The sequence below is a fragment of the Bradyrhizobium sp. B117 genome, from assembly GCF_038969555.1.
Lineage (GTDB): Bacteria > Pseudomonadota > Alphaproteobacteria > Rhizobiales > Xanthobacteraceae > Bradyrhizobium.
On sequence record NZ_CP152414.1, the window covers coordinates 3,638,438 to 3,664,438 of the forward strand.

Sequence of the window (26,001 nt, forward strand, 5' to 3'; positions counted from 1 at the left end):
TTGCGGGCGCGGGATCCTTGCACACATGCGCAGGCGAATGTCGCCAAGCTGCTTTGCTTCTATGACGACCTGCTTGACGCCATCGGGCGCGAAAACGGCGACGGGCTAAAAAGGACAAGTAGTGGGGGGTGAGCCTGATGTCGAGAGCGTCGCCGGGGTACCGGCCGCCTGTTCGTACCCGATAATCCGTACGATGGTCACACCCTGAGCGAAGTCGTCGACCACACCGAGACACTCACCGGTTGCCCGACACCGCCGCCACGGCGCTCAAAAGTCACATAGCGGCTTGGCAGGACGTTTACTGCCTGCAGGGACGTACCTGGCGATATCCGAGCTATTGCTAGTTCTCGACCTATGACCACTTCATGGTTCTGGTACCGACTAAAGTCGTGGACCCAAGCCGAAGCACATAATGATAATCCGCCAATGATTCTCCTCGTGTTTGCACTCGCCGACACGAGCGAGGTTCTAGGGGGCAACGCGCATTAAACAACATCACTTCGACTTCGCTCGCAGAAAACGCCTGTTGCCTCGTGCCAACATCCGTCGGCTTGTCACCAGTCCGGCAATACGTTTCCACATTGATCGTAACTTTGGCGGATCTTGAGCAATCAAACGCCGGCCAGAGAGTAAACCATGAAGATCTGGATCTACGTGCTTTTACGGGCGCCCATTGGTTTGGCTCGCCACCGCAGGCATTTGACCTTCGCGCCAACGAATAGAACGCGATCGCGAGACAATCTTGTTGCCAGCAGCGCTGGGGATTGCTGGTGTCTGCATATTCGCGCGGCCACACTCTCCGAGTAACGAAGGCCATATCGCTAGGATATGCCTGTATCGCCATTGCACATCGTCACACACCAGCGGCTACGCAAAAAGCTGTGAAAGCGCGGGTTCTTCTACTGCCACGCCTGCCGAACTGTGACCCAGGTGGATACACTTCAGCTGAGGGCAAGCTCATCCTCGATCTTGCATGAAGGTGGATAGGCTTTCGTCGTGGTCAACTGCCAGACTTGGCAATTGTCCGCGGTGACCAGTTATGTCAAGTGACGGAAAACAAGCGTCGTACAGGTCAATCGTGGTCACGTTGTTATTGCGCAAGGCGCGAAGCAAGGCATCGATCTCAGGTTTCTGAGAACTTCTGCACGTGCCATCCGGTTCTACACTCTCTCATTCGCGCCCAACCCGAAAGGTCGGTCCGGCAAACAGGGCCGCTTCAGGAGAATGCCAGGTGATCAAGACGGCCTCAATCGACAGCACCATTCCTCAAGTCGATATCGCTAAGCGCGCCGCGCGCATCGGCGCTGAAATCAGCAACATCAAGCTGTCGAGTGATTTGCCGCCGGAGACGATTACCGCGATCAACAGACTGCTCCTCGAGCACAAGGTTCTCTTCTTTCGCGATCAGGGCCATCTCGATAACGCGGAACAGGAGCGCTTTGCCTTTCGCTTCGGAACGCTCATGACGTACCCGGTACTCGCTGCCATCCAGGGAACGGTATCGATGATTGAGATTGATTCCATGCGCCCCCCTCGCCGAGCCGACCTCTGGCACAGCGACGGGACGTTCTTCGAGGCCTATCCCAAGATCGCGGTCCTGCGAGGCGTTGTGATCCCACGATTTGGCGGCGACACGATCTGGTCAAGCACCGTGGCCGCCTATCTGGACCTTCCTGCGCCGTTGCAACGGCTCGCCGACCAACTCTGGGCGGTTCACAGCAATGCTTTCGACTTCTCCGTCATGGCTGACAGCGAGGCCGACAAAAAATATCTCGATGAGGTGTTCGCTGGTACAGTCTATGAGACAGAACATCCCGTCGTGCGTGTCCATCCCGAAACCGGAGAACGCGCGCTGGTGCTCGGCGACCTGGTGCAACGTTTGGTTGGCATTCAGAAATATGGCGGCCAGAGGCTATTCACCCTTTTCCAGTCTCATATCACCGCCCCCGAAAATACCGTGCGCTGGAGTTGGAAGGTGGGCGATGTGGTGATCTGGGACAACCGCGCCACGCAGCACTATGCGGTCAGGGATTATGGCGACCAGCGTCGCGTCGTTCGGCGTACCACCGTCGTTGGCGAGGTGCCCGTCAGCACGGACGGTCGATTGAGCTCAATGCGCATAAAGGCCGCCAAGGAGCCACCCTCGTAGGTCACTCAAGTCTCTCCATGACGCGGTTTCAGGCGCAGCAGCCCTTCGTGTTGCGGGTGGGCTCCGAGCCGATCTGGTCGGCGCGCACTTTAATCAGGGCCAGTCGAAACTTCCACGGCATGCAGGGGCGGCAATGACGGCTCGAGCACGCTCGGCCGCGGCGGCAGGATTCGGTGCCAGGTTGCAAACCTGGCTGGTCATCGCCGAATGCTTGGCGCCAGAATTGGCTGCCACACGGCTACGATCGGCGTCGATTTGGCGCGGTCAGTTCGAACTGAAAGATTATTGAAGAGTACGCCGTGATGCGCGGATCAATGTCGAAGACATTACGATTGCTAAAGAATGGAACATGAAAATTTACAGAGATTATCGTCGGGATGTTTTCGCTGGAGGTGCTGCGCCCGCGGGGCGCGGTGCCCATGCTTGGCGTGCTCCTGCGTGAATGCGGCGATCAGAATTCGAGCGCCGTTTCGTTCCTTTAATTTGCCTGACGGTCCGCAAACTGCAGGCGGCCTACTCTTGTTCGGCTTCAACGTTCGGATTTGCTCGACTAGCCAGCTCATCATTTCGTTTTGGGCTCGCGTAAGGCGTGCGCACCGACGGTGTCGTGGATCGTTAAGCGGAGGCCACAAGAGCCTTACTGATGCTGTGGATGCTTCGTCCAGCTCGGCTTGCCAGTGATATGCTTCGGTGCGTCGATGATTGATGCAGGGTTGTAGCCGGAATCCATCGGGAACGTATAATCCGCATGATTGCCATCGCTGATCCAGCCGTTGGCATAGAGTATTTCCAAATAAGGATTGTCGGACACCAGCACGTCGGCATAGGGCAGCAGCGCCCCGAACGTGGCGCGAAAATCCATGTCCGGACGGCCGGGCAGGGTGATCGGCACGCCTTCAGCGCTATAGTAAAACTTGTGGCCATTAACCGAGAACGCCTCGGAGATATAGGACAGTGCGAGTGGTGTACGGGCGAACTTCTAGCCTGCTGCCTGGAACGCCGTGGCTACCTGGTTCATCTCGTCGAAGGTGTTGGTTCCCTTGTAACGGCAGATTTCCACCATGGTGAGGTCGCCCAGCCGATCGAAGGAGGTCAGCCAATCGCCGGCCTGGGTCACCGGATCATCGTCGATGTAAGAGGATTGGACGTCTTCCGCCTTGATGAGGACCGGGATCAGATTGAGTCTGTTGTTCGGCTGGACCGTGGCATTGGCCTGCACCAACGCATCAAGTGCTTTGGTCGTCTTCTTTTCCCACCGGGCAACGACGCGATCCGTAATCGGCACATGGGTGGAGTAGATCTTTATGCCGAGATGGTTGCGCACATCCGCATTCTCGGGCGCCGAGAGCGACTTGACTGCCCCGATCGTCGATACCTCGTCCTTGGGGTCAATGATGACGTTGAATTCCTCGTCGTTTCTATTCTTCTCGCGAACGTAATCGATGACACTCTGCAGGTCTTCCATCTTTTGCGGATTACCGTTGCGGTCAAGTGCCGGCGTGCGCTCATTGGTGATCGGATTCCATATCGACAGGTTCATCTTCCTGATTTCATCCGTCGAGGTGTCTGAAATCGGGCAATTGCTCGGATCTCCGGTAACTCGCCCTAGTGTAGTGTATGCATAATCCAGACATGGCCGTTCTTATCAGCGCGAAGGTCGAGTTCAACGGCATGGAAACCGTGCTTGAGCGCGTTGTCTGCGGCTGAAATGGTGTTCTCGAGAATGCCCTTGGAATTATCGAACAAGCCGCGGTGCGGCAGTATCTGCTTTCGATGCGGATCGATGCCGCGGGCTTTGGCCTCGGTTAGGAAAAGATCCTTCCCGTAACTGGAGGCGTCGATTTCGGACTCTGCGTCGCCAAGTGCTGGCCTGTCCAGACCGAAGCTGGGTTTCCAATTGGCCTTATTGCCAGCCGCCAACCACTCCGTGATCGTCTTGTTGACGGTGCCATCGACTGGATCGTTCGGATCATTGGAGCCAAATTTGGGGGTTGTCTCGCCACACGCGGAAACGGGTAAAGTGATGGGCTTGTCGGCCGGTTGCACCTCGCCGATTTGGGTTTGCCTGCCCGCGTTCGGCTTTTCCACGGCAATAGCATTGGTGCCCCCGTCGACACGCATAGAATGGTCAGTGAACCCGCCAGCCACGGTTGAGGCGACAACCATGGCTCCAACGAAACCGAGCCGGGCCGGCTGCCTGCACCAGCGCCCCGCGCTGAAAGAGAACACGTTGCGAAAGACGCCGACACGCAGGCCTTTCATGTTAGCGGCGATGCTGGAAAAAATTGCGCATAGTTGTTCCCTGCCCCGACATGAGCGCTCTCCGTCGGTCCCAATGCCACTTGTGTTTGCTGTTGCGATGTGGGGTCTAAGGGCTTCTTGAAGAGGAGTACGGATCGACCTCCGTGTCGGCGTTTCTACGAGAGAGAAATGAGCTGGTAGCTCTTTGCCCGTTACTGGATGGTCGTTGAGATGGAGAGATCAGGCTGATCTGCAGCAGTGTGAACCGCGATTGCCTCAGCTCATCGCGGTGAATAGCGCGCTTCCGCGTTGGCAAGTTCGTCATACCTCAACAGTTCGAAGAGCTCGTCGAGCGTCGCAATATTGGGCTCGATACCGGCAACGCCTTCTTCAGCAATGATGCGACGGCAGGCCTCCCGCATCGCCGCTATTGCAGCTCGCACGGAGTGGTTGGCCCAGATCACTGTTGAGATGCGGGCATTACGATAAGCAGAGACCGGGGTTCGATAGTATTTCGTCGGCACGATCACAACGGGCAATCTGCTTTGCCAGGTGCGCATGAAGGAAAGGACCTCGTCCGCGGTACTCTTTCGCGAGTGAATGAGGACCGCATCGGCACCCGCGTCAGCGTAGGCGTGGGCGCGCAAAATTGCTTCGTCCATTCCATGCCCCGCGATCAACGCCTCGATCCGGGCCACGAGGACCAAGTCTTGCGCGACTGTATCCTTGACTGCCCGCAGGCGGCCGGAGAATTCGTCGATATCGGCAAGGGGATGACGATCGCCAATGAGCGAGTTCATTTTCGGAAAGCAGCTGTCCTCCAGTGCGACGCCCGCAGCGCCACGTTGACGGAGCTTGCGGGCGAGGAGGCGTGCATTGTTGAAATTCCCGAAGCCGCCATCACCGTCAACCAGAACAGGCAGATTGGTCGAGTCCACGATCCGCTCGACTGCGTCCCGGTCGAGCAGCCCGACTGAGAAGCCCGACCGACCTTCATTCGGCGAGAAGTGACCGTTTCTCTCTTTTAAATCAATTGGTAGGTTTGGTAGTTGACCGGGGCGACACTTCTTCCATCTCGGTGACGCAGAAGTTGCGGCTATCGCCCTTAGATCCGAAAAGTCCGATCGTTGTCGCAGAAAGTCAAAAAAACCTGGCCTTTCAAGTCTACGATATCGTGCTTGTACGAATGTTCTACGGACTGGGTCTCAGCATGGCGGGAGACATCTTCACCTCGATCCTTGATGACGAAACGAAATGGCGTTTTCACAGTGTGCGCCGGATGTCTCGTTGCTTCGATTGCAAGCACGAGCGTCGCGTCCGGCGCGCCGAAATCCGGGGGTGCCATAGCGTTGCCTTGGCTCAACGATCAACTCGCTGCCCTAAGGCCGAAAGCGGTCGACGACTTCTCCGGGACCATGGGGCGCAGCATGCGCTGGCGGATGCCGCCAATCCGCTGCGGCTCAACTTCTTTAGTACAGCTATGCGTATCCTGTTCGAGCATATGATGGGCACGCTCGCACCTGTCGATCAGGTAGTTCAAACGGAATGGTTCCCGAGCGTGAAGGTAACGTCCCTCACTGGGGCATCGCCTTGGGAAAGCGGCACTCCCTTCGCGGAGAACGCCAAGCCCATCGTGTTCCACGCGCAGATGCTGGCGAACTTCAATACGGTCGACGAACTTGCCCGCAAGATGCTCGACGAGCTCGCTAACCCCGCACTGATGAGGCGGCGGCGCATCGCGGCCTCTTAATGAACGTCATCTAATGCGAAACCCAAGGCGAGCGGTCCTCATCGCCGATGACGTGAATCTCGCCAAGTGGCAACAGGCTCACGGCTGCGCGCAGGTCATCTTCGATGCGCCTCCATCGCTCATTAGGCACGCTGAGCAACGGGGCTTCGATCAGCAGATCAAATTTGCGCAACTCTTTCGCGGATGACGGACGAAGAGCCGCAACTATCCTTATCGCGCGCGTCCACGAACGGCCGGAATCCTGAACGCGCATAAAAACATAATCGCAGCTTGATAATCGAACACACGTTGAGGCATGTTCATGTCACCGCCGAGAGGCCGGTCTCAAGCTTTTCTATGAATTGGTGATAGCTTCCTTACGCGCAGATCTTCGGCATCGTACTTTTCAATTGGCAACTGCATTTCTTTGGCTCGTTCGTCGCGGTCTTTCTTCCGAAAGTCGCGCTCGCGGCGCTCGAATTTGGTTAGCTCGTCATTTGCGGCTCGCATGAAATCAGCAAGCGAGGTACCGGCGCTTTGGGTGCGGGCGGGCATACTCGACTCCTGGCAACTCAGTTAAAAAGCGTAACCGACCGGCGAGCGGCCCTCGAGCCTATATCGTCTTGAGGACGCCGCTCCCAAATCGCAACGAACAGGGTGGAATCATCGTGAATAAACGTGTCGCAAACCCGGACGAAGAAGACAAATCAGTAGCTTACCGGCTGTTTCATCGTAATCTGGCGCCAGGCAATGGGGGCAGAACAGCTCCCGCTCGCCTCCGAAGTTGCGCGACGATGGATCCGCTAGAGATCTTGCGCCTTCGCCAAGGATGGAATTGTTCCAGCGCTTCATTTATTTCCTGGAGGGGACACCAAATTCGCACCATGCTATAAGCCACGGTTCGAGGCCTGGTTCGCTTTGGCGTAAGGGCGTCCAAGGCGGCATGATCGCCGTGCCGTAGGAACAGCTTCGTCACGTTGAGGCTTCGCGAATCTAACCCGATCAGGCCTCGAGGTCGTCCGTAGCCGTCTCTGCCCCAGGAGTTGATCGCCGGCACTTCTCGTGCGCCTTCACTGCGGGAAGGCGTGGTGCCAAGACGTCAATGGGGCTTCAGCGCTCTTGGCGGCAGCCGGCACCAGGTGCACGATCCGATACCCGTTCTGATGCAGGTAGCGCAGGAACGCAGGCAGCATGGCCGCCGTACGCGTCTGCGCATCATCAGCAGAATGATGCCCTTACGAGCGGCCTCGAGCCGCTCGATCAGGATTGTGAGCTCCTGCTCTGGAGTTATGTTCTCCCAATCGCTCGCCCAAAGGTCAGCTCCGAACACGACAATTCCGCGCGCCTGCAAGAGATCGAGCGTCGCAGGTGTCGCGTCGAAGTAGGGGAATCGGAAGAACGGCGTCGAGGGCATTTGGTAGACACGCCGTTGAGCGCCATTTCGACGGCGGCGATACCGCGCTCGATGTCCTCTTTCGCCTGCTCGAACGAGAGTTTCGACATCATCGGATGCAACCAGCTGTGGTGCGCTACGGTGTGGCCCTTGGTGGCCATACGCCGCACGAGCTCGGGAAATTCCGCCGAGGATCGGCCGACCAGAAAGAACGTGGCTCGCGCGCATTCCTGTGCGAGCGCAGCCAGCACCTTATCCGTGTTCGCCGGCCGCGGTCCGTCATCGAAGGTGAGGACTACTTCATAGTCCGACAGAGGAGGCGTCTCTGGAAAGCACGCGCGGGAAGAGCGCGGCAGCTCCTTCACCTTAGCAAACAACTCGGCCGCTCGCTGGATCATTTCCCGTTCACGCTCAGCAGCGACGTGCGTGCGGTCCAGCTTCGCGCTGATCTGCTCGGCAAGCCATACCAAATTGCTCGCGGAGAAAGGCAGAGAGACAGCCCCGACTCGCAGAAGCTTGGGGGGTATGGCCGGGGCCGCTCCACGCGTGCTGGACTGGGATCGACCACGTGCCCACGGATCTGGTCGCGTATTGGGACTTTGACGATTTAGCAATTCCAAATACGAGCCGGGATACCGCCGCCACTGCTATCGCCGCGGCAGCATCCTTGAGACTTGCGTCCGCACTGGGCGCCACTGCGGGCGCCAAGTACCGAGACTTCGCGGAGCGGACAGTCGCCAAATTGGTCTCGGCATACTGATCCTGTCTTTGCACCTGTGGTAATGAAGCTCCGTTCGGTGGTTCGCCTCTGCAAAACGTCTGCGATTCCGGGGCGCTTAACATCGCATTATGCGATCGGACCCCGTCAGAAATTCGAACAGCGGATTTGATTGCACGCGCCATCGGCGAAGAAATGGAGGCTGTCCAGCCTATGCGAGAAGAGGCGACGAATGCGCAACAGCTTCGATGGTTCTCACCAGGGTTCAGCAAAGGGCTGCGCGATGTGCGGCCGAAAGTTCGGGCTGATCCGCTACTATTGGTGGCGGACGGCCCTTTGCTCCAAGAAATGCGTCGACCGCTTCAAAGCGCGCCGAGAGGCGTACCAGAAGTGGGCTTCGCGCGTTGCAGACGGCTAACACAAGGGCGATGTGAGATTTGATAGTGCTCTACGACGGCGAGTCGGGCAACGTACTGTAATTCACTGTCGCTCGCCCGACGACTTTCCGTTCGGGGGGCTCTGGCTCGTCGTCCTACTTCACCGACGTCGGCAGATATTTAACGTTCTGCACTCGTGCGTCGAGTTCTTTGCAGAGACCTTCTCTAAACAGAAGCTTTGTCCTTCGGCGAAGTTGGACTGTTTTCGCACAGACAAGGCGGCGTTGCCCGCTCTCTCCTCTGCCGTGCAATCGAGGGTGGGTAAATGCGCTGCCTTTGTCTCCGAGCGGTTCCTGGCCTGACAGCGGCACTGCTGTGGAACGATTTCCTGCGCCGGGCGCATGGAATCGGGCGGTGAAATTCACCTCAAGGCGGGAGTGGATTATGCGATACGATCGGGTAGACGCGCGTATCCTCGAGATCGTGCAAAAGAACAACCGCCTAACGTCCGAGGCAATCGGTGAACTGGCGGGGCTTTCGGCCACGGCATGCCAACGAAGACTAAAGAGGCTCCGTTCGGAAGGCATCATCGAGGCCGATGTCTCAATCGTTTCGCCGAAGGCAGTTGGAAGACCAATACAAATGCTTGTGTTGGTTACACTGGAGCGGGAGCGTTCGGATATAATTGATAGGCTTAAGAAGGCCATCAAATCATCAACTGAAGTCGTCAACGGCTTCTACGTTACTGGCGATGCTGACTTTATCTTATACGTTACCGCACACAGCATGGAGGATTATGAGGAGTTCACTAGACGCTTCTTCCATAAGAACCCGGACATCAAAGGCTTCAAGACGATGGTTGTACTGGATCGGGTAAAAGCTGGCTTTGCTGTTCCAGTTGAGACGCGTCCCTGCAATAGACTAAGCAATCGGTGACGGGTGTCTCAATCCGTCAATTCCGCTGGCGCCCTGGCCCCATCGGCTTAATCCAGCTTGCAGTTCGCTCTGGCCCAGACGAGGACCAGAGTATCAAGTATAGTGAGGGCAGATCATCGGAATCTTGAAGGATCATGAGGCCGGCGTTTCGGTCGCCGATCTGGCCAAGCAGCGCGAGAGGTCAAAGAGCGCGACTACCTTAGACAAGCCGACTTGGATTATCGACCTAGTCCGGCCGCAGATCGGTCATCTTCAGATCGGCGCCATCACGTCATCAGACGTGCTGGCGGCGCTTCGCAAGGTGGAGGCAACTGGCCGGCATGGAAAGAGAACCGGTACGAAACGACAAAGCGATGCCGGGCGACCCTTAGCCACGTATTCTCGGACGCAGTCGCGAAGGACCTGCCCGAATTCGACTCGGCTGCGGCGTTTGCGAAGTCGGGCCACCTGATGCCGCCGAAACGGAGACTAGCGAAGGCTGGGGATAGTCAAATGGTGCCGCTGCGGGGATTGAAACTTGGATATAACTATCTGATTGCACGTATAATTGTCTAAAGTAACTCGACGCCATACCAACGTCAAACACCTCCCGGACGCTGGCGGAGTTTTGCCGGGGATAACGGCGCCGGGAGCATGCCCGGCCGATGGCCGCGCGTGTAGTGTCGCCCCCACAACCGGGGCAAAATCATGGCGCGGACTTGGTCCTTTGCGACGATGGCGCAGCCGCGTTTGAGTGCCGCCTCGAATACCGGCTTCAGTGCGGGACCGCGGTGCTTAGTCGGCGCGCCTCACAGCTCGCGGACGAAGCAGATCGCCACCCAATCCATGCAGCCGTCCGGATGGTTGTGGCGGGCGAAGACCCATTCGCCACGCATCTGCTAATCCAGTCGGCTGACAAGTTGCTGATCGACCTTGCCCAGTACAGCCCGCCTAAAGAACTGGCGATGGACTGGAGCAAGCTCATCAAACCCGACTACAAACAAGCGCTCCTTAAGGTCTTCCGCGAAACGTCCAATTTTTTGAAACATGCCGATCGCGATCACAGCGAAACGCCGCACGTCGGCGATATCGCTACGTCGAATGCTCTGCAGCTGGCCGCTTGCATCGCAAACTATTGGGCGCTTTTCTTCGTGCGGAGCCTGCCTGAGAAAGGCATCCATCATTTCGGCCTGGCGGACGGCGCTAACCAAAAGATCTACGTCGCGCCGCGGCACCATCATCACGTAGCGGCAGGCTTCGAGCCCCGTGTGCTCCCAGATGGCATGCACATTCCCGTCGACGTCGCCCAGTCCACGCTTGCAGGCAGGGTAAACCAACCGGCCTTCATCGGTTTCCTTGAGGTACAGCGGAAGCAGCCTGTTGAGGGCTGACAGGAGCGTCAGAGGTTCGAAGAGATCGCCTATAGCCTCTTCGGCAGAGGCCAGAACCGACTTCTTTGATCGTCCCCATCCGAACATTTTGGCCGCCCCAGGTCCATGCTGCGCTGAATGCCGATTACAATGGGGCTCGCCTGAAGACGCAAGTCCGCCCATTTCCGCCTTTGAATGATCCGGAGCCCGCCCGAATCGGTTAGTGGGTTATTAACCGCCGTTCGGCAGGCTTGCAGCCACTGTTATCGCTGCCTAATCAGCCCCCCAGCCCAAGGCAGCGTAAGATGGCCGGCGGTGGATGACCTCCGCCGGCCGTTTTGCTCGAGAGACTGTCCGCGCTCTGCCGTTACGGAGCCTTCGAAGGCCCGCCTCGCAGCAGTTGACGGTATCCGCTGTTGGCCATCCATAGCGCGCGCCCAAGATGGGTTTCAAACGCCTGCCGGGCCCGCTTGGGCTCGCGGTCTGGGTCGATACCAAGGACGATTCGCGATACCTCGCGCCAGTCAGCGCCTTCGGCATTGGCGTCGAGCAGGCGCCAATACGTGGTCATGTGCTCTTCATCGTACACGGTAAGGTCGGACCCAGAGGGCGCTAGATTGGCGAGAACTGGATTGAGCAGAGGCGGCATTGGCTTCCCCGCGACCATTGGTTGTGACACCGGGATATATTCCCCGGTGTTTGTGTCGGCGGCGTGACCGGTGCAGGATCACCCGAATAGCCGGCGGCTGACATTGATGATGAAACCGACCGGTGCGCCGATGATAGCGCCGACTAGCAGCCAATCAGTTCCTGTTGTACGCGCTCGCACGTCATGCATCCCAACGTAGCCGCCTTGCTACTATGGCGCTGCAGGCTTTGCCCGCGGTCCACAATCACTATTCCTCGGCCCGACCGATCGTCGCCTAGCAGCTCGCCAGAGGAGGATCGCTGGAGCGGCACTGCCGAGATATTCGACGCGGCCGGCGCCGGCATCCAGGCCGCTTGGGAGGAGCCGGCGGTCGCGCGACGGCCGACGATTACGAGGCGTGGCGCCGCCAGCGCGACTGGCCCGCTTGGAAGGCCGAATGCACGATCTGGCGCTGCCGCTAGCCCACACAGCGGCCGGAAGGCATTGCGCAATGCTTCTGCGGCGAGGTAGTCACCGAATGCTACCCGCCCACGTCCAAACTGCCCACCGGGCTAACCGTCGCATGAAGCATACCGCAGAACGTCCACGCGCCGATCCGGAAGCAGCGGCCCTCCGGACTAAACTGTTAAAGGTGGTTGCCGATGTTGAAGCCTGACTTTGGCTCTGTCGGTAGGCGGATCGAATGGAAAGACGACCGTATCGCGTGGGTCCGCCACCTTGCCGAAGCGAAGAAAATGACGGCGCGCGAAATCGCGCTCGACATCGGACTGTCGGCAAACCAAGCGCCGCGCATCTTCGAACTGTGCAAACGCTGCAATACCCAGCTGTTGGGGCAGGCTGGGCGCGACAGGAAGCAGCCAGGGTCCGCGTCTATCGTGTCGCGGTCCAGAATGCCGACCTTCTGACGCGCCTTGCGGCGCGACACTCGCTTAAACCCGGCCGCCTGGCGGAACTGATCCTGAACGCGGCGATCGAGAGCGGCGACACCTTTTGCGAAAACCTTCTGGATTTAGAAGCCGGGCAATGACGCAGTAAGCAAACGCCCAATGTCCGCCCGGCGAAGGTTGAAACCTTCTCAGCCGATGAATTCGATGCCCCCACGACAGACTAGGACCGTCTTCGGTTCGAGTGCTATCGTTTCTTCCTCACCTTTGTGTGTGTCGATATAATAAATGACTCAATACGTGTTATGCAAAACAATACAACTTAAACGTTGACATGGCCGAATACCATTTCCTATTGTCGCAATGAGGTCCAGAAAACCTCGTACGGCAGGCGTAATCGTTTTCCCCAAAGTCCTGAGTCCTCGCGCGTATGTCCAGTGGCGCAAGCCTAAAGGCTCCGAGGGAGCGCCTGTCGTTGCTTATTTCTGGCTCCGGACGACTATCTCGATCTCAGAAAGATCGACGGGGAAAACGACAGTGAAAGCGGTAACAAAACAGAAGGCAGACAGAGCTTGCGCCAAAGAGTTGAAGATTTTGGCACGGGTCGAAAAGGATCTCGAAAATGCACGCGGCTCCGAAGCGGTTGAAGACGTCTTCCTTGGGCTTGAGGAAATCTACTCGATGCACATGCGCACCGAGCATCAAAGCGTCCGAGCAAGATGCGAAGCCATCTTGCGCGCCGGCAGTTTGCCGAAGGCGTAACTGACGATCGTAGAGCGCCCCGTAGGGAGCGCTCTACGCATTTGAGCAACGCGGCCGGCAAAAGCCGGCATCTGATGGCCCCGGCACAAGGTGGTAATAACCCGTGCGAGACCTGATCATCGAAGCCTTTGACAGCATCATCCGCCGCGAGATCGCGGAAGCGGACGACGTTCGCAAGGAAATCGCCCAGCGCGGCGCCTATTGGGCCGGCGACGAGATATGGAAGCTGCGCCGCCAAGTCACCGCGCTGCGCAAGCGGATCGCCGAGCTTGAAGAAACCGACGCGTGATCTCAGCAGACCGCGAGTATCTCCTCGATGTCCTTTAGAAGTGGCTTCAATCGCTTCGCGCGGCGCCGTGCGCCGGTTATCACAGAGATCAGTTTCCTTCATGCGCGTGCAGATCTTTATCAGCAGTCATCCACTGCTCGCGCGGATTTTCGCGGCTGGTGCGCTTCCCGGTCTCCGGTATTTTGATGAACCTTTTGGCGGTTCTAGATGATGCCCGCCCGGCGTACAGCTCATTCTGAAGGATGCCGTTCAGGCGCTTGCGGCTACCGTCAATGGTCGAGGCGTTCCAGGCGCCGCCACGTGGCCCCGGGGCACGCCTTTCTTGAAGGCAGCTGCGATGTCGCGTGGCGAGTTGCCGCCTTCAGCGGCTTTTTCGACTGCGGTGTTAGACTCACGAAGGCTTTTCCTTGCCGACGCATTCGATGAGGAAGCGTGACAGCGCTTCGAACGTGTCAAATCGGTTTATGGTGCGGCCCCTATGGACTTCCTTGGAGAACCAGAACATGCGACGATTGAAGGTGAGCCACGCCGATGGCATCAAGACATAGTCGAAGATCGCTTCGTTCTTCTCGTCCAGCCGAACCGCGACAACCCATCCCTTCGGCCACCTCACGCGGTATTGCAGCGTCCAGCGCAAGGGCCGGTTTTCATAGTTCCGGCATCTCGCGACCCGAAAGACGACATTCACGGCATCATCGATTCGAAGACATTCAGTCGAAGCATTGAGGATGGCACGGCGACCAAGTCTCTCGAAGGCATCTCGAAGGCGAGCAGCATTGCTAAGCTGAAGGGCGGCCCATCGTTGGTGCGCGGCGTATTTGTCAAACCATCCTTGATAGCCGTTGTACCCGATGAGACGATAGATATTCCGCACGCGCCGAAGTGCAAAAGATACGAGGACATGGACGGCAGGCCTGGACTTGAATTGATGATCGTCTTACTAAGCCTGCCCTTCTTCATCAGGACCTTACGAAGCCGAAGCAACATTTCCTCTTCGGGAATGCTGACGCGCGCCTCACCCATAATCTTTTGCGCGCGCCGGAATGCGTCGCGATGGACGATAGGTTCGATGGCATTCTCTTTTCTGATCCAGAGCTCCCTCGGGTTGCGCGTGACCTTGGCGCCAAGTTTCCTGCTTTTGCGATTGTAGGTCAGAACGCCGATATAAGCTTCGTTCCGGAGGAGGTCACCGACAGCCTTTCCAAGCCACGGTCTTCCCTGGCTATTCAAGATCCCTCGCTCGTTGAGCTCTCGGGCAATGGCGGCCTGCGATTTGTGACGGAGATATTCGTGGAGAATCCAATTCACGATCTCGACTTGATTGGGCGCGCCGGGGATGAGCTTGACATGGTCGGTAAGCAAAGATTTGCGCTGGCCGATCGTTAAAATGCCCTTCGGCCTGCATTGATCGTCGACGAGACGTCGTTGCAACGCGTAAGCCGCAGGGCCGCCCATTTTGAAGCCGCGATGCGTCAGTCGGACTGACCCTGCGAAAACTTTGGCGGAGAGTTCCCGACTGAACTCAGCCGCCATCACTCTCTTAATATTCTTCATGATGCTGGCGAGAAGGCTTCCGTCATTCTCGAATTGCTCCGCGCAATAAGCAACCTTGACCCCCGCCTTGCGGCAGATGAACTCGTAGTGCGCGCTCTCGTCAACGTCCTGAAAGCGTCCCCACCGGCTCACGTCAAAGACAAGCAGATGAGCGAAGTCAGCGCGCCCCGATTGCACGTCTTCAACCAGTTCGGTAAGGCCCCCCGGTTTTCGATTTTGAGGCCGCTTTCTCCCTCGTCACGATAGGTGCGGACGATGGTTAGCTTGTGAAGTTCGGCGTAGGTCGCGATGACCACTGCCTGATTCTCAATCGAGTATTGCTGGTAATCCGTCGACATGCGGACATACTGCGCCGCCCGTAGCGCTTTTTGCGACTGAGGCAGACGTTTCGCGTGTACAACAAGGGCGTTCCCATGTTGCCTCCCCACGGCGATATCGCGCCGCACCGTATTGCGCATCGGAAACGATTTAGGCACATCATCAAGTCCGCGCGCCATCGGAAAGTGTTTTCAGAAAGAGTCAACTGCTATGTCGTATTTCTGGAGAGCACGTTGCGGCGTGCGAGGCGAGCTGCAGAGGAAAGCGGGCTTGCGCTTTTGGGCCGATTCTCTTGAAAAAGGCGGCTGTTGCGACGCAGAGATATCAGTGATTTAGTCTGTCTAATTGGCAGGACTGAAGATCATGATGGGGCATCGGCAAGTCGAACAGGCCACGTTGTTCTATGACTTCTCGCTCGAAAGACATATCCCGACTGATCACTTGCTGTGGTTGATTGACAGGTTTGTCGATCTTGAACAGGTCCGGCGGGACCTGGCGCCTTTCTACAGCAGCATCGGTCGACCTTCGATCGATCCCGAGCTGGTGATCCGGATGCTCCTGATCGGTTACTGCTTCGGCATCCGATCGGAGCGGCGCCTCACCTCAATTTGGCCTACCGGTGGTTTTGCAGGCTCGGTCTGGATGGGGCGGTGCCGGAGCATTCGACATTCTCCAAGAACAGGCACGGCCGCTTCCGGCAGAGCGACCTCTTCCGTCGCGTGTTCGAGAGCGTGTTGCGCCGCTGCATCGAAGAACGACTGGTCGGCGGTGAAGGATTTGCAGTCCATGCGAGCCTAATCAAGGCCGATGCCAATCGGCAGAAGGGAATCGAAGGCGACAAGGGACTTCCGCCGGAGGCTGCCGGCCGAGCAATCGATAAGTATCTGGCTGTTCTTGATGATGCCGCTTTCGGAGCTGAGACCGAGGTTACCCCGAAGTTCGTATCGCCTTCCGATCCGGCGGCGCGCTGGACGGGGGCGCACGGCGGCCAAGCGTTTTTCGCCTATTCGACGAACTATCTGGTCGACATCGAGAACGCGATCATCGTCGATGTTGAGGCAACGACGGCAATCCGGCAGGCGGAGGTATTAGCCGCCAAGCGCATGATTGAGCGCTCGCTGGAGCGGTTTGATCTCTATCCGAGCCGGCTCCTCGGTGACAGCGCCTATGGTTCGGCCGAGATGCTCGCCTGGCTGGTCTATGAGCACGGCATCGAGCCGCACGTTACAGTCTTCGACAAGTCGGCCCGCACAGACGGGCTCTTCTCGCGCGACGACTTCACCTATGACCATGCTGGGGACATCTATCGTTGCCCTGGTGGCAAAGTTCTTACCACGACCGGAACGCTGGTGAATGATGGTGCCACCATGCTTTACCTCGCCAGTAAGCGCGATTGTGATCGATGCGCATTGAAGGCTCGGTGTTGCCCCAAGCAGGCTTCACGGAGAGTGCCGCGCTCGATCTACGAGGGCGCTCGCGACATGGCGCGCCAGATCGCGAGATCGTGGGAGGGAGGCACCTCGCGCCGGCTCCGCAAGAAAATCGAGATGTTGTTCGCGCACCTCAAGCGCATTCTACGAGGTCCAAACGGCGCGCGCGACGAGTTCATCCTCGCAGCCACCGCCCAAAACCTTCGAAAGATGGCCAAGCTGATCCCGATGCCTACCCCGAGGCTCGCATAGGGTCGGTCGAGCAGTTCGGCCATGTCGCGACGGAGCTATTACGCCGAATACTACCGGCCTTTTTTCAACAGAATCGGCCCGTAGACGACATGTCCGGCGCAGCTCTTTCGTCCGCTTCTGACGAGGCAACCAGCAGGATATCGTCGTTGTCCTTGTCGATGATGTTGAACGCGTCATCCATCATGGCCGTGGTGATCGCCACGTCGACCTTCTTCTCATTGCTGGCATTCTTGTTGTAGACGCGGGTCTTGATGTCGGCCTTGTCGACCATCTTCCAGAATGAGTCGCCCGGAGGAGCTGAATCGATGAGCCCGCCATAAACAGATGTGCCCATAATACCGATGTTCGAGCCCGGCGAAATGCCGCGAAGCCCTCGCGCATTATCGCCTGCGGACAATTGTCTGCCGGCAGCGGTTCCTGGTCTTTGCGCAAGAGATAGAGCTCGGGCGGCCCAGCCAGATGCTCAATGACCCGGTTCATGCGCTTCTCAAAGACGTGGCCGATACCAGCCGGTGTCAGCCTCCCTCGTTCTTGCCGCAGGACCACCTCGTTGGCGAGAAGGTGAGTCTCTTTGAATACGAAGGAGACCACCTCGTCTAATACGGCCTCCAGGGAATTCTTAGCATGCGTGTTCATGTGCTAACTTGGGACAGTCTAGGCTGCCAGCGGCGCATATCGGTGAATTGAATTAAGGAGCCGTCGGGAAGCGATGCGCGCATACTTGTCGCGCCCGGGGCAAACCCAGATAGCCCGTATTGCGGTTGTAACGATTTAGGGCTCGGACTCAATTGATCCAATAGGCAACGATGGCGGCGAGATGGATGGCAGCCAAGAAGTTCCTGGCTAGTTTGTCGTAGCGAGTTGCGACACGCCTGAAATCCTTGAGGCGGCAGAAACAGCGCTCGATGACGTTGCGCCCCTTGTAGGCGCGTTTGCTGAAGCTGTGGAGAGTGACCCTGTTGGATTTGTTTGGAATGACGGGCTTGGCACCACGATCGACGATTTCGGCTCGAAAGCCGTCGCCGTCGTACCCTTTGTCGCCAATGAGGGCAGACATGGGTGGCGCGAGTTCCAAAAGGGCTGGCGCTGCGGCAATATCAGCGTCCTAGCCTGGAGTGAGATGAAATGCGCAAGGTCTGCAGTCAGGGTCGCTCAGCGCGTGGATTTTCGCGGTCCGCCCGCCGCGCGAGCGGCCGATCGCTTGCTCATGCTCCCCCCTTTTCCGCCGCTCGCCGAGCGATGCGCTTTGATCGTGGTGGAGTCGATGGACAAAGTCACGCCGTCTTTGCCGCAGCGGGCGAGCGCTTCAAAGATCGCCCGCCAATGTCCGCGCTTGGCCCAGCGATTGAAACGATTGTAGATCGTCGTGTAGGGACCATAGTCGGGCGGGCAATCGCGCCAGCGTGCGCCGCACTGAAGCATGTGAATGATACCGCTGATGACGCGTCGATCGTCGTCGCGCACCGGTCCGGTCTGGTTCGTTGGCAGATGCGGCTCTATCAGAGCCCATTGCTTGTCGTTGAGCCAGAACAGTCCTTTGCGCATCGAAGTCCCCCCGCGTGGAATCAACCCGCTGCGAGGGAATCAGAGTTCGCTAACTAGGTACAGACCCTAGTCTTGCTGCAACGCTCCAGTGATGAACATGTATCGGATCATAGCGATAGGGCGGCCGGGGAAATTCTCTGCGAATCTAAAATCTATTTCCTCGTCGGCCCGTCGTTGACACTGTTGATTCAGTTCATAATCATCGGGGCGCTGCAGATCACGGCAATGAAAGCCACCTGTTTTCAGCATCCAAATCAGATACAGGCATTCCCAGCCTATTCCCGATGATGTCGATCTTGTTCTCAGGATGTGCAGCTGATCCGTAAAATATTAGGAATAGAAAAGCGACCGACAACTGTCATCCATGCCTGTTCTGTCGAAAACTAGCACTTTGATTTCGGGTCTGATTCATTGCGGGGCTCACGTGACAAATGTCGCAAGCGATGTTTGGCGACATTCGCTCCAATGACTCGTTGTTGAGATCAATAAAGTAATCAGGACACTATATACCGTGGTTTGATATGCTGCTGGGTGGTTGCTTTGCTCTATGGAGGGGCGACAACTAGTGGCTTGGAAACTCCGTGTTCTGCGGAGCTTGTCCCAGGAAGCACTGGCTGCCGATGCGGAGGTCGACCGCAGCTACGTTGGACGGTTAGAGCGGGCAGAAGAGAACCCGACCGTTGGGGTCTTGGATCGGTTTGCGGCAGTGCTTGAGGTTCATGTCTCCGAGCTGCTACGCAAACCAGCGCCTGGCGAGCAACCGCCGAAGCCGTTAAGGAGTGGACGCCGTCCCCGGGAGCGTTCTAAGGTCGACGCCAAAAAGGCGCGTTGAATGACCTAGTATTCTTCGGCAAGTATAATGGTGATGATGCGTTTCGTAACAGATGGGTCCGATGGATCGGGCGAAGCCATCGTCATGCCCATGGAAGAGGACTTTCAGACTGGCGAAATCGTGCTCACGCCATGGATCGCAATCCTCGGAGAAGTTGTCGTGCAGAGTGATGGCATCAATAATACGCTCGGCCCGGCGCCGAGCCTCAGGCATGGGGAGCGGGCCTGATGAACGATAGGATGGTGCGTATGCTTGTGAATCACGACCTCGTACTCGAGCGCTACAGAGGATGAGGCGATGGCCAAGCTCAAGTTGGAAGCGATCGAGGACGACAAGCCGGTCAAAGTGACGCTCGAGTTGCCGGCAAGCGTGCGTCGGGATCTCTCTTTTTATTCCGAAATTTTGGCAGCCGAGACCGGACAACCGATCAGCGACCCGGTGAAACTAATTGCCCCGATGGTCGCCCGGTTCATGGCGACGGACAGAAACTTCTTGAAAGCTCGGCGCGCGCATCAGATTACCAGACGAGGGCACGAGGAGGACTCCAAAAAAGCAACGTGCCGATCTGATATGCTTTGATCTGTAGGATAGAAATGAGACGCGTGGTGGTTCAATGTACATGGTCATTCGCAAGTACACCAAGGTTCGATCGGTTGCGGATGCCGCCCGCCGCGCGAGAAGCGGCATCGGTCACATCCAAGGGGAATCGCAGGGATTCAAGTCATACTATGTCCTTGACGGAGTTGAAGGTGTCGGTGTCGCTGTGATGATATTCGAGGATCGCGAAAGCGCCAATGAAGCGAACAAAAAGCTCTTGGAGTTCGTTCAAGCGAGTCTGCATGATCTCCATCTTGGAGATCCCGAAATCGTGGCCGGCGAGATGTTGGTGAATATTCAATCCGACCAGTAGCGCGCCCCCTTTCCGAGGCGCGGAATGATAGGCTCCGTATTGAAAGCTCTTATCGAAAAAACGATCAATTTGGCCGCAGCTCGAATTCGTGCGGCTTTTGCCGTGCTCGGACAAACGTTGGAGAATCAACGTAATTTACGTATTTGAATGTTCTGCGCCTCTTAAAGGAATTTATCATGGCCAAGATGACCAAGAACCAGCTCATTGACGCGATTGCTCAAGGAACGCAGATTTCCAAGGCTGACGTAAAAGTCGTCATCGAGCAGTTGGCGACTGTAGGCTACAAGGAGTTGAACCAGTCCGGTGAGTTCGTCATTCCCGGCTTCGTCAAGATGTCAGTCGTGAACAAACCCGCTATTGAAGCCCGCAGCGGAATTAATCCCTTCACAAAGGAGCCGATGGAATTCGCGGCCAAGCCGGCGAGCAATCGGTAAAAGCGTCACCGCTCAAGGTCGCCAAGGACGCAGTCGCGGTATGACGAGATCGCCGCTCTCCGCGCAAATATTAGCTTGAAACGAACCGGCGACGCCATGCGTGCCATTGGTGTCGATGAGGTGGCGCGGAAACCGGCGATCGAGATCAAAACCAGTCAGGTTGCCCAAGGCCGCGGGAGTTAGACCCACCCCGGCGACTGCTTGAGATCAGTAGGCGCAGGCTTCACGCCAGAGACGCCTGATAAGACCAGCCGGCAATGGCCCGGCTGGTACTCCTTCGGTTTGTTAGCAATCGAAGTGTGCGCAAGGGTGCCCGGCGCAGCCGATCACTGCAGTCTCGCTCAATGGACGTTTTCTGACGAGTACGCATCGACCGGCTCGCCTTCGATCGAAGTGGATGGTTTTCCGTCGACCCCGACAGGCACCTCGCCGCGTAACGTGATCCGATAGAGCTGCCGGTCGAAGTCGAGGCTGATGATGTCGCGCGGCGCAAGGTGAGATGTCGTCCGATTGTCCCAGAAGGCGATGCTGTTGGGATGCCAGCGGAAGCGAACGGTAAATTCTGGGCGCGAGACGTGCTCGAACAGCAACTCGAGAAGATGCTGGCTCTCCCGCGGGCTGAGGCCGGAAATTGATTTAAGGAAGCTTGGGCTCACAAACAGAACCCGCTCGCCTGTTTCTGGAATCACCCGAACCAGCGGATGCTCGCTGACGAGCGGCCGTCGCTTGTTTTTCTCGATGAAATCGGCGGTCGCGGTCTGTCCTTCCGGAGCCCGAAAGGTACTGTCCAGAATCTTTCGCACTTTTGATCAGAACGTCAAGGCCGGTCCTGCAAGCCTCTGGAGCCAACGCGGCGCCCTGGAATCGTTACCGGCAACGATCTTTTCCTTGGTCGGATCGATCAGATCTATTCCGGCGTTTGGACCCCCGGATGGGTAAGGAGCCCCGCCGTAGGAATCGAGTGCGACGTGAGCTGCCCCGAGCGTAGTATCAGTCATCGTAAGCCGGATCTCTGTTTAAGACGCGTGCATCCGCAGCCGCGTAGGTTGATTCCGCGGGCAGCCGAGCCCAGTTCTATGTGTGTTCAGCTGAAGAGTTGCGGCTTTATGCGCATGCGCAGGTCATGGTCGTCATCGCATCTCACTCCATTTCGGGAGCCACCAATGTGTCGGGGCGCTTTTAGCTCTATTGAGGCCGTACGCGCTGCTCCAGCAAAGGCTGCGGTTTTAGTTTTGAGCGAACGATACATCGAAATAGTGATCGACCAGCGTCAACGGCGGGCGAAAAATAAGAATGCACCCGTCAATTCGTGTCGTTGAATGGTCAATTCTATGTCGGGAACAGCTAGGTGCACGAAACGATAAACTCCGTAACCGAGAGGCGTAATGAAAAGTCACACGAAGTAACGCTGCTCGCGAATGGGGAGGTGCTGTGTATTCTTCGCACAGTCGTTTCCAACTCCGACCGCCAATTTCGTTCAATTACTTATCGAACAATCAAATTGAAGATTCGAAGAGCTGGAAGGTGTTGGCTCGAATGAGCCTGCTCGAGTCAAGCGACATAGCAGGCCTTTTGAACCAGCAGACGTCTCCCGCACGAAGCGAAAAACCCCCATGAAGCCGGGGCTCGCGTGATGCCGCGGCGTACGTCCGGCCGCGACTATCAGGCGAAAGGCAGCACGGGGATTTAGAAGCAAATGCGACCTTCGCCGTCGCTCAATTGATCTCCTCAATCTTTTGGGGGGCGTGTTCGCTGCAGGCGAGTGCAATGACCATATTCTATAAAGTGGTCGAAATCGCAGTCTTAAGCAGAGTAAAGATGCTGGTGACAGGAAACGACTCCGACCTTGAAAGAGGCTCTTAGTGTCGACTCGATGGTTCGTCTGCGGCTGCACAGCAACAAAAGATGCGTGGGCCGCGAAATAAAAGGAAGCTGATTATCTCCGCGCGACGAAAAATAGTTCGTCTTGGACTCGCGCCGCCGAACAAACTCTGAGAGGATTGGTCATCAGGCAATGATGCCGGTCAGGAGCGCGGATAATGCGCAACAACATCTTCGACAAGTTGAGGCGTTCGATCATGCGCGAGCTTGTCGATCAGTTGTGTTGGTGTCGTTCCTGAGTAGCGTCTCAATTCGCAAGAGCGATCTGGCCTGAGATCGCTCTAGCCCTTCGAAATCAATAATACCACGGTGGCTGAACGGCAGCATCGGCACCCGCTCGTCCTGAGCGGCGTGGTCGCGCGGAGCTGCCTCGCTGAAGCCGTCGGGTGTTTCCCCGCCAAGCGTCATTCTCAAGGAGGCAGCATGTCTGTGAACAACGAGCCGGTCAAATTCGCCTACTGGGTACCGAACGTATCGGGCGGACTTGTGATCTCTTCGATCGAACAGCGCACCGGCTGGGACATCGACTATAATCGGAAGCTTGCCCAGATCGCCGAAAAGGCCGGCTTCGACTACGCGCTCAGTCAGATCCGCTTCACGGCCGGTTACGGCGCCGACAACCAACATGAGCCCGTCAGCTTTTCGCACGCGCTGCTGGCCGCGACCGAAAAGCTCAAGGTGATTGCTGCTCTCCTTCCCGGTCCTTGGAATCCGGCCGTAGCCGCCAAGCAGATTGCGTCGATCAGCCAGCTCACCAATGGGCGCGTTGCCGTCAACATCGTATCAGGCTGGTTCCGCGGCGAATTCCATGCCATCGGCGAGCCTTGGCTCGATCACGACGAGCGCTACCGCCGTTCGGAGGAATTCATCCGCGCCCTGCGCGGGATCTGGACGGAACAGAGCTTCACGTTCAAAGGAGACTTCTATCGGTTCAACGAGTATTCACTGAAGCCGAAGCCGCTCGATCCGTTGCCCGAGATCTTCCAGGGCGGCTCTTCGCGCGCGGCCCGCGATATGGCCGCTCGCGTGTCCGATTGGTATTTCACCAACGGGAATACGCCGGAGGGGCTGAAAGCGCAGGTCGAGGACATCAGGACCAAGGAGAAGACCTTCGGCAAGAGATGGCGGACCAAGATCGGCATCAATGCCTTCGGGATCGTCCGGCAGACCGAAAAGGAGGCCAAGGACGTGCTGCAGGAGATCCTCGACAAGGCGATCCCCGATGCAGTTCGCGGCTTCCACCATGAAGTCCAGAACGCCGGCAATGCCAGCCCCGAGCGTGAGGGCAACTGGGCCAAGTCCACCTTCCAGGATCTCGTTCAATACAACGATGGCTTCCGCTCGAACCTGATCGGCACGCCGCAGCAAGTCGCTGAACGGATCATCGAGCTCAAACATGCCGGCGCCGACCTGATCCTGCTCGGGTTCCTGCACTTCCAGGAAGAGGTCGAATATTTCGGCAAGCATGTGATCCCGCTGGTCCGCGAGCTCGAGGCAAGGACGCCTGTGCGCGTTCAGGCTGCCGAATAGGCGCAAGGCGAGAGGCAGTCACGTGACGACGATTGCGACAGCGACGGGAGCGTATCGGCTGGAGGAGATCCCTCCACGCCGCTACGCGGATGTACCGACCGAAAGACGCGAGGAGGCGCTGGACGGGGTCGCGGGCGAGTCTGCCAAGGCGCCCGTACGGCCAGCCCTCGGGCTTGTGAACATTTCGCTGGCGTTTGGTGGGGTCGCAGCGCTTCGCGAGATCGATCTGGAGGTCGATTCGGGCGAGATCCTTGCAGTCATCGGACCGAACGGCGCCGGCAAGAGCTCGCTCCTTAACATCGTCAGCGGGCTTTACCGGCCCGATCGCGGTGAGGTGTGGTTTGGCGAGCACTCCTTTCGAGAAGTGCCGACCTCGAAGCTGGCAACCCTTGGCGTCGCGCGGACGTTTCAAAATCTGGCGCTCTTCAAGGGACTTTCCGTTTTCGACAATGTGCTGATGGGGCTGGCGCATCGCGTGCGTGCGGGGTTTCTCCGGCAGATCGTCGGCTCGCCGCTGGCGAGACGGATCGAGGCGGAGAACCACGCGGCCACGGAAGAAGTGATCGGGTTTCTGCATCTTGGCGAGGTTCGTGACCGCCTTGTTGGAACGCTTCCGTATGGACTGCAGAAGCGGGTCGAGTTGGCGCGGGCCATCGTTATGCGGCCGAAGCTCCTGCTGCTGGACGAGCCGTTCGCAGGCGTGTCCCTCACCGAGAAGCGAGAGCTGTCGCAGCATGTGCGCAACGCTCGCGACAGTTTTGGCGCAGCAATCGTCCTGATCGAGCATGACATCGGCGTCGTGATGGGCCTGTCCGATCGCGTGGCCGTACTCGATTACGGGCGAAAGATCGCGGACGGCACGCCCGATCAGGTCCGCGCCGATCCTGCGGTGATCGACGCCTATCTCGGCGTCGCACATGAGGACGATAAGGAGCTTGCGATCTGATGCTCGATTACCACTTTCTGCTTGAGGTGCTGATCGGCGGCCTGCTCTCGGGTGTGATGTACTCGCTGGTCGCAATTGGGTTCGTGCTGATCTACAAGACCTCAGGCGTGCTCAACTTCGCGCAAGGCGCGATGCTGCTGTTCGCGGCGCTGACCTTCGTCAGTCTGATGATCGAGCGAGGCGCGCCATTCGTTGCCGCATTGGCCGCGACGCTGGTCATCATGGTCGGGCTGGGCATCGCCACCGAGCGGTTGGTGCTGCGGCCACTCGCCAACCAGCCGCCAATCACCCTGTTCATGGCTACCCTCGGGCTCTCCTACGTCATCGAGGGCGCAGCCCAGCTTCTTTGGGGCACGCAGGTGCATGGCCTCGACATTGGCATCAGCGACACGCCGTTCGAGGTGGCGGGTGTGTTGATCAGCCGGTTCGATCTGTTTGCGGCGGCGGTCGCCGGCAGCCTGGTCGCGCTGTTTGCGCTGTTCTTTCGCTACACCCGCACGGGGCTGTCGTTCCGCGCCGTTGCCGATGATCAATTTGCGGCGCTTGCGGTCGGCTTGCGGTTGCCGCGGGTCTGGGCCGCGGTCTGGACTGCGTCGGGGATCGTGGCCCTCGTCGGGGGACTCCTATGGGGCGCGCGGCTTGGCGTGCAGTTCTCGCTGTCGCTCGTCGTCCTGAAGGCGCTCCCGGTTTTGGTCCTCGGTGGATTCGATTCGATTACAGGGGCGATCGTCGGCGGTCTTTTGGTGGGCGCCATCGAAAAGCTGGCCGAGGTCTATGTTGGTCCATTCTTTGGCGGTGGCATCGAGGCCTGGGCCGCCTATGTCGCGGCCCTCGCGCTCCTGTTGATCCGGCCATCGGGCCTGTTCGGGCAGAAGCTGGTGGAGAGGGTGTAG

The 26,001-nt window shown here is 57.9% G+C and carries 26 protein-coding genes and 5 pseudogenes; 16 read left to right on the forward strand and 15 right to left on the reverse strand.

Features of this window, described 5'->3' with window-relative positions; genetic code table 11:
• Window positions 1-1,231: 1,231 nt before the first annotated feature.
• Complete coding sequence (locus tag AAFG16_RS17880; protein ID WP_342740019.1) at window positions 1,232-2,149, forward strand: TauD/TfdA family dioxygenase; 918 nt, start codon at window positions 1,232-1,234, stop codon at window positions 2,147-2,149.
• Window positions 2,150-2,786: 637 nt separating this feature from the next.
• Here the strand turns inward: AAFG16_RS17880 and AAFG16_RS17885 are convergent.
• The 4 genes and pseudogenes from AAFG16_RS17885 to AAFG16_RS17900 all read right to left on the reverse strand — a co-directional run.
• The gene (locus AAFG16_RS17885; protein ID WP_342740020.1) at window positions 2,787-3,041 is read right to left on the reverse strand and encodes a hypothetical protein; all 255 of its coding nucleotides are present in this window, start codon (window positions 3,039-3,041) and stop codon (window positions 2,787-2,789) included.
• An 87-nt stretch (window positions 3,042-3,128) separates the two neighbouring features.
• Entirely contained in the window at window positions 3,129-3,689 is a 561-nt protein-coding gene (locus tag AAFG16_RS17890) for a hypothetical protein (protein ID WP_342740021.1), read from the reverse strand.
• Window positions 3,690-3,754: 65 nt separating this feature from the next.
• Window positions 3,755-4,411 carry a glycerophosphodiester phosphodiesterase family protein gene (locus AAFG16_RS17895; protein ID WP_342740022.1) on the reverse strand — a complete coding sequence of 219 codons (657 nt, stop codon included), beginning with the start codon at window positions 4,409-4,411 and terminating at the stop codon, window positions 3,755-3,757.
• 260 nt (window positions 4,412-4,671) lie between these two features.
• Window positions 4,672-5,340 (reverse strand): annotated as a pseudogene (locus AAFG16_RS17900) (isocitrate lyase/phosphoenolpyruvate mutase family protein); the annotation flags it as partial.
• A gap of 128 nt (window positions 5,341-5,468) precedes the next feature.
• Between AAFG16_RS17900 and AAFG16_RS17905 the strand changes: the two are divergent.
• Window positions 5,469-6,140, forward strand: a complete 672-nt coding sequence (locus tag AAFG16_RS17905) for a hypothetical protein (RefSeq protein ID WP_342740023.1) — start codon at window positions 5,469-5,471, stop codon at window positions 6,138-6,140.
• Window positions 6,141-6,150: 10 nt separating this feature from the next.
• On the opposite strand, the gene AAFG16_RS17910 is transcribed toward AAFG16_RS17905, so the two are convergent.
• The 3 genes and pseudogenes from AAFG16_RS17910 to AAFG16_RS17920 all read right to left on the reverse strand — a co-directional run.
• Window positions 6,151-6,393, reverse strand: a complete 243-nt coding sequence (locus tag AAFG16_RS17910) for a hypothetical protein (RefSeq protein ID WP_342740024.1) — start codon at window positions 6,391-6,393, stop codon at window positions 6,151-6,153.
• 71 nt (window positions 6,394-6,464) lie between these two features.
• Window positions 6,465-6,674, reverse strand: a complete 210-nt coding sequence (locus tag AAFG16_RS17915) for a hypothetical protein (RefSeq protein ID WP_342740025.1) — start codon at window positions 6,672-6,674, stop codon at window positions 6,465-6,467.
• Between the two features lie 515 nt (window positions 6,675-7,189).
• Window positions 7,190-7,844, reverse strand: a pseudogene (locus AAFG16_RS17920) (polysaccharide deacetylase family protein); the annotation flags it as partial.
• 1,207 nt (window positions 7,845-9,051) lie between these two features.
• On the opposite strand from AAFG16_RS17920, the gene AAFG16_RS17925 reads away from it, so the two are divergent.
• Window positions 9,052-9,543, forward strand: coding sequence for an Lrp/AsnC family transcriptional regulator (locus AAFG16_RS17925; protein ID WP_342740930.1), 492 nt, complete (start codon window positions 9,052-9,054; stop codon window positions 9,541-9,543).
• A gap of 644 nt (window positions 9,544-10,187) precedes the next feature.
• Window positions 10,188-10,913 carry a hypothetical protein gene (locus AAFG16_RS17930; protein WP_342740026.1) on the forward strand — a complete coding sequence of 242 codons (726 nt, stop codon included), beginning with the start codon at window positions 10,188-10,190 and terminating at the stop codon, window positions 10,911-10,913.
• 346 nt (window positions 10,914-11,259) lie between these two features.
• On the opposite strand, the gene AAFG16_RS17935 is transcribed toward AAFG16_RS17930, so the two are convergent.
• Window positions 11,260-11,541 (reverse strand): DUF2285 domain-containing protein, encoded by a 282-nt coding sequence (locus AAFG16_RS17935; RefSeq protein ID WP_342740027.1) that lies wholly within the window; start codon window positions 11,539-11,541, stop codon window positions 11,260-11,262.
• A 641-nt stretch (window positions 11,542-12,182) separates the two neighbouring features.
• Here AAFG16_RS17935 and AAFG16_RS17940 point away from each other — a divergent pair.
• The 3 genes from AAFG16_RS17940 (at window position 12,183) to AAFG16_RS17950 (ending at window position 13,476) form a co-directional block, all read left to right on the forward strand.
• Window positions 12,183-12,446 carry a hypothetical protein gene (locus tag AAFG16_RS17940; protein WP_342740028.1) on the forward strand — a complete coding sequence of 88 codons (264 nt, stop codon included), beginning with the start codon at window positions 12,183-12,185 and terminating at the stop codon, window positions 12,444-12,446.
• Between the two features lie 516 nt (window positions 12,447-12,962).
• A complete protein-coding gene (locus AAFG16_RS17945) occupies window positions 12,963-13,187 on the forward strand; it encodes a hypothetical protein (protein WP_342740029.1) in 225 nt (74 codons plus the stop codon).
• 103 nt (window positions 13,188-13,290) lie between these two features.
• Complete coding sequence (locus AAFG16_RS17950; protein WP_342740031.1) at window positions 13,291-13,476, forward strand: hypothetical protein; 186 nt, start codon at window positions 13,291-13,293, stop codon at window positions 13,474-13,476.
• An 88-nt stretch (window positions 13,477-13,564) separates the two neighbouring features.
• Here AAFG16_RS17950 and AAFG16_RS17955 read toward each other — a convergent pair whose 3' ends face one another.
• The 4 genes from AAFG16_RS17955 to AAFG16_RS17970 all read right to left on the reverse strand — a co-directional run bounded on the left by AAFG16_RS17955 (window position 13,565) and on the right by AAFG16_RS17970 (window position 15,527).
• A complete protein-coding gene (locus AAFG16_RS17955) occupies window positions 13,565-13,750 on the reverse strand; it encodes a hypothetical protein (protein ID WP_342740931.1) in 186 nt (61 codons plus the stop codon).
• Between the two features lie 117 nt (window positions 13,751-13,867).
• Window positions 13,868-14,113 carry a hypothetical protein gene (locus AAFG16_RS17960; protein ID WP_342740032.1) on the reverse strand — a complete coding sequence of 82 codons (246 nt, stop codon included), beginning with the start codon at window positions 14,111-14,113 and terminating at the stop codon, window positions 13,868-13,870.
• A gap of 47 nt (window positions 14,114-14,160) precedes the next feature.
• On the reverse strand, window positions 14,161-15,207 hold the full coding sequence (locus AAFG16_RS17965) for a recombinase family protein (RefSeq protein WP_342740033.1): 1,047 nt from the start codon (window positions 15,205-15,207) through the stop codon (window positions 14,161-14,163).
• Window positions 15,159-15,527, reverse strand: coding sequence for a recombinase family protein (locus AAFG16_RS17970; protein ID WP_342740034.1), 369 nt, complete (start codon window positions 15,525-15,527; stop codon window positions 15,159-15,161). The genes AAFG16_RS17965 and AAFG16_RS17970 overlap by 49 nt, the downstream gene beginning before the upstream one ends.
• A 184-nt stretch (window positions 15,528-15,711) precedes the next feature.
• Here AAFG16_RS17970 and AAFG16_RS17975 point away from each other — a divergent pair.
• Window positions 15,712-17,030: pseudogene (locus tag AAFG16_RS17975) on the forward strand (IS1182 family transposase).
• Between the two features lie 64 nt (window positions 17,031-17,094).
• On the opposite strand, the gene AAFG16_RS17980 reads toward AAFG16_RS17975, so the two are convergent.
• Together AAFG16_RS17980 and AAFG16_RS17985 are read right to left on the reverse strand one after the other, a co-directional pair.
• Entirely contained in the window at window positions 17,095-17,427 is a 333-nt protein-coding gene (locus tag AAFG16_RS17980; RefSeq protein WP_342740035.1) for a hypothetical protein, read from the reverse strand.
• Between the two features lie 387 nt (window positions 17,428-17,814).
• Window positions 17,815-18,575 (reverse strand): annotated as a pseudogene (locus AAFG16_RS17985) (IS5 family transposase).
• A gap of 547 nt (window positions 18,576-19,122) precedes the next feature.
• Between AAFG16_RS17985 and AAFG16_RS17990 the strand changes: the two are divergent.
• The 5 genes and pseudogenes from AAFG16_RS17990 (at window position 19,123) to AAFG16_RS18010 (ending at window position 20,795) form a co-directional block, all read left to right on the forward strand.
• Window positions 19,123-19,407: a helix-turn-helix transcriptional regulator gene (locus tag AAFG16_RS17990; protein WP_342740036.1), complete on the forward strand. Its 285-nt coding sequence runs from the start codon at window positions 19,123-19,125 to the stop codon at window positions 19,405-19,407.
• Between the two features lie 27 nt (window positions 19,408-19,434).
• Complete coding sequence (locus tag AAFG16_RS17995) at window positions 19,435-19,635, forward strand: hypothetical protein (RefSeq protein ID WP_342740037.1); 201 nt, start codon at window positions 19,435-19,437, stop codon at window positions 19,633-19,635.
• 69 nt (window positions 19,636-19,704) lie between these two features.
• Window positions 19,705-19,986, forward strand: a complete 282-nt coding sequence (locus tag AAFG16_RS18000) for a DUF2274 domain-containing protein (protein ID WP_342740038.1) — start codon at window positions 19,705-19,707, stop codon at window positions 19,984-19,986.
• Window positions 19,987-20,020: 34 nt separating this feature from the next.
• The gene (locus tag AAFG16_RS18005) at window positions 20,021-20,317 is read left to right on the forward strand and encodes a hypothetical protein (RefSeq protein WP_342740039.1); all 297 of its coding nucleotides are present in this window, start codon (window positions 20,021-20,023) and stop codon (window positions 20,315-20,317) included.
• Window positions 20,318-20,493: 176 nt separating this feature from the next.
• Window positions 20,494-20,795 (forward strand): annotated as a pseudogene (locus tag AAFG16_RS18010) (HU family DNA-binding protein).
• A 297-nt stretch (window positions 20,796-21,092) separates the two neighbouring features.
• Here the strand turns inward: AAFG16_RS18010 and AAFG16_RS18015 are convergent.
• A complete protein-coding gene (locus AAFG16_RS18015; protein ID WP_342740040.1) occupies window positions 21,093-21,554 on the reverse strand; it encodes a TauD/TfdA family dioxygenase in 462 nt (153 codons plus the stop codon).
• 1,501 nt (window positions 21,555-23,055) lie between these two features.
• Between AAFG16_RS18015 and sfnG the strand changes: the two genes are divergently transcribed.
• From sfnG to AAFG16_RS18030, 3 genes are all read left to right on the forward strand, one after another.
• A complete protein-coding gene (gene sfnG, locus AAFG16_RS18020; protein WP_342740041.1) occupies window positions 23,056-24,162 on the forward strand; it encodes a dimethylsulfone monooxygenase SfnG in 1,107 nt (368 codons plus the stop codon).
• A 118-nt stretch (window positions 24,163-24,280) separates the two neighbouring features.
• Entirely contained in the window at window positions 24,281-25,108 is an 828-nt protein-coding gene (locus AAFG16_RS18025; RefSeq protein ID WP_342740932.1) for an ABC transporter ATP-binding protein, read from the forward strand.
• Complete coding sequence (locus AAFG16_RS18030; RefSeq protein ID WP_342740042.1) at window positions 25,108-26,001, forward strand: branched-chain amino acid ABC transporter permease; 894 nt, start codon at window positions 25,108-25,110, stop codon at window positions 25,999-26,001. The genes AAFG16_RS18025 and AAFG16_RS18030 overlap by 1 nt, the downstream gene beginning before the upstream one ends.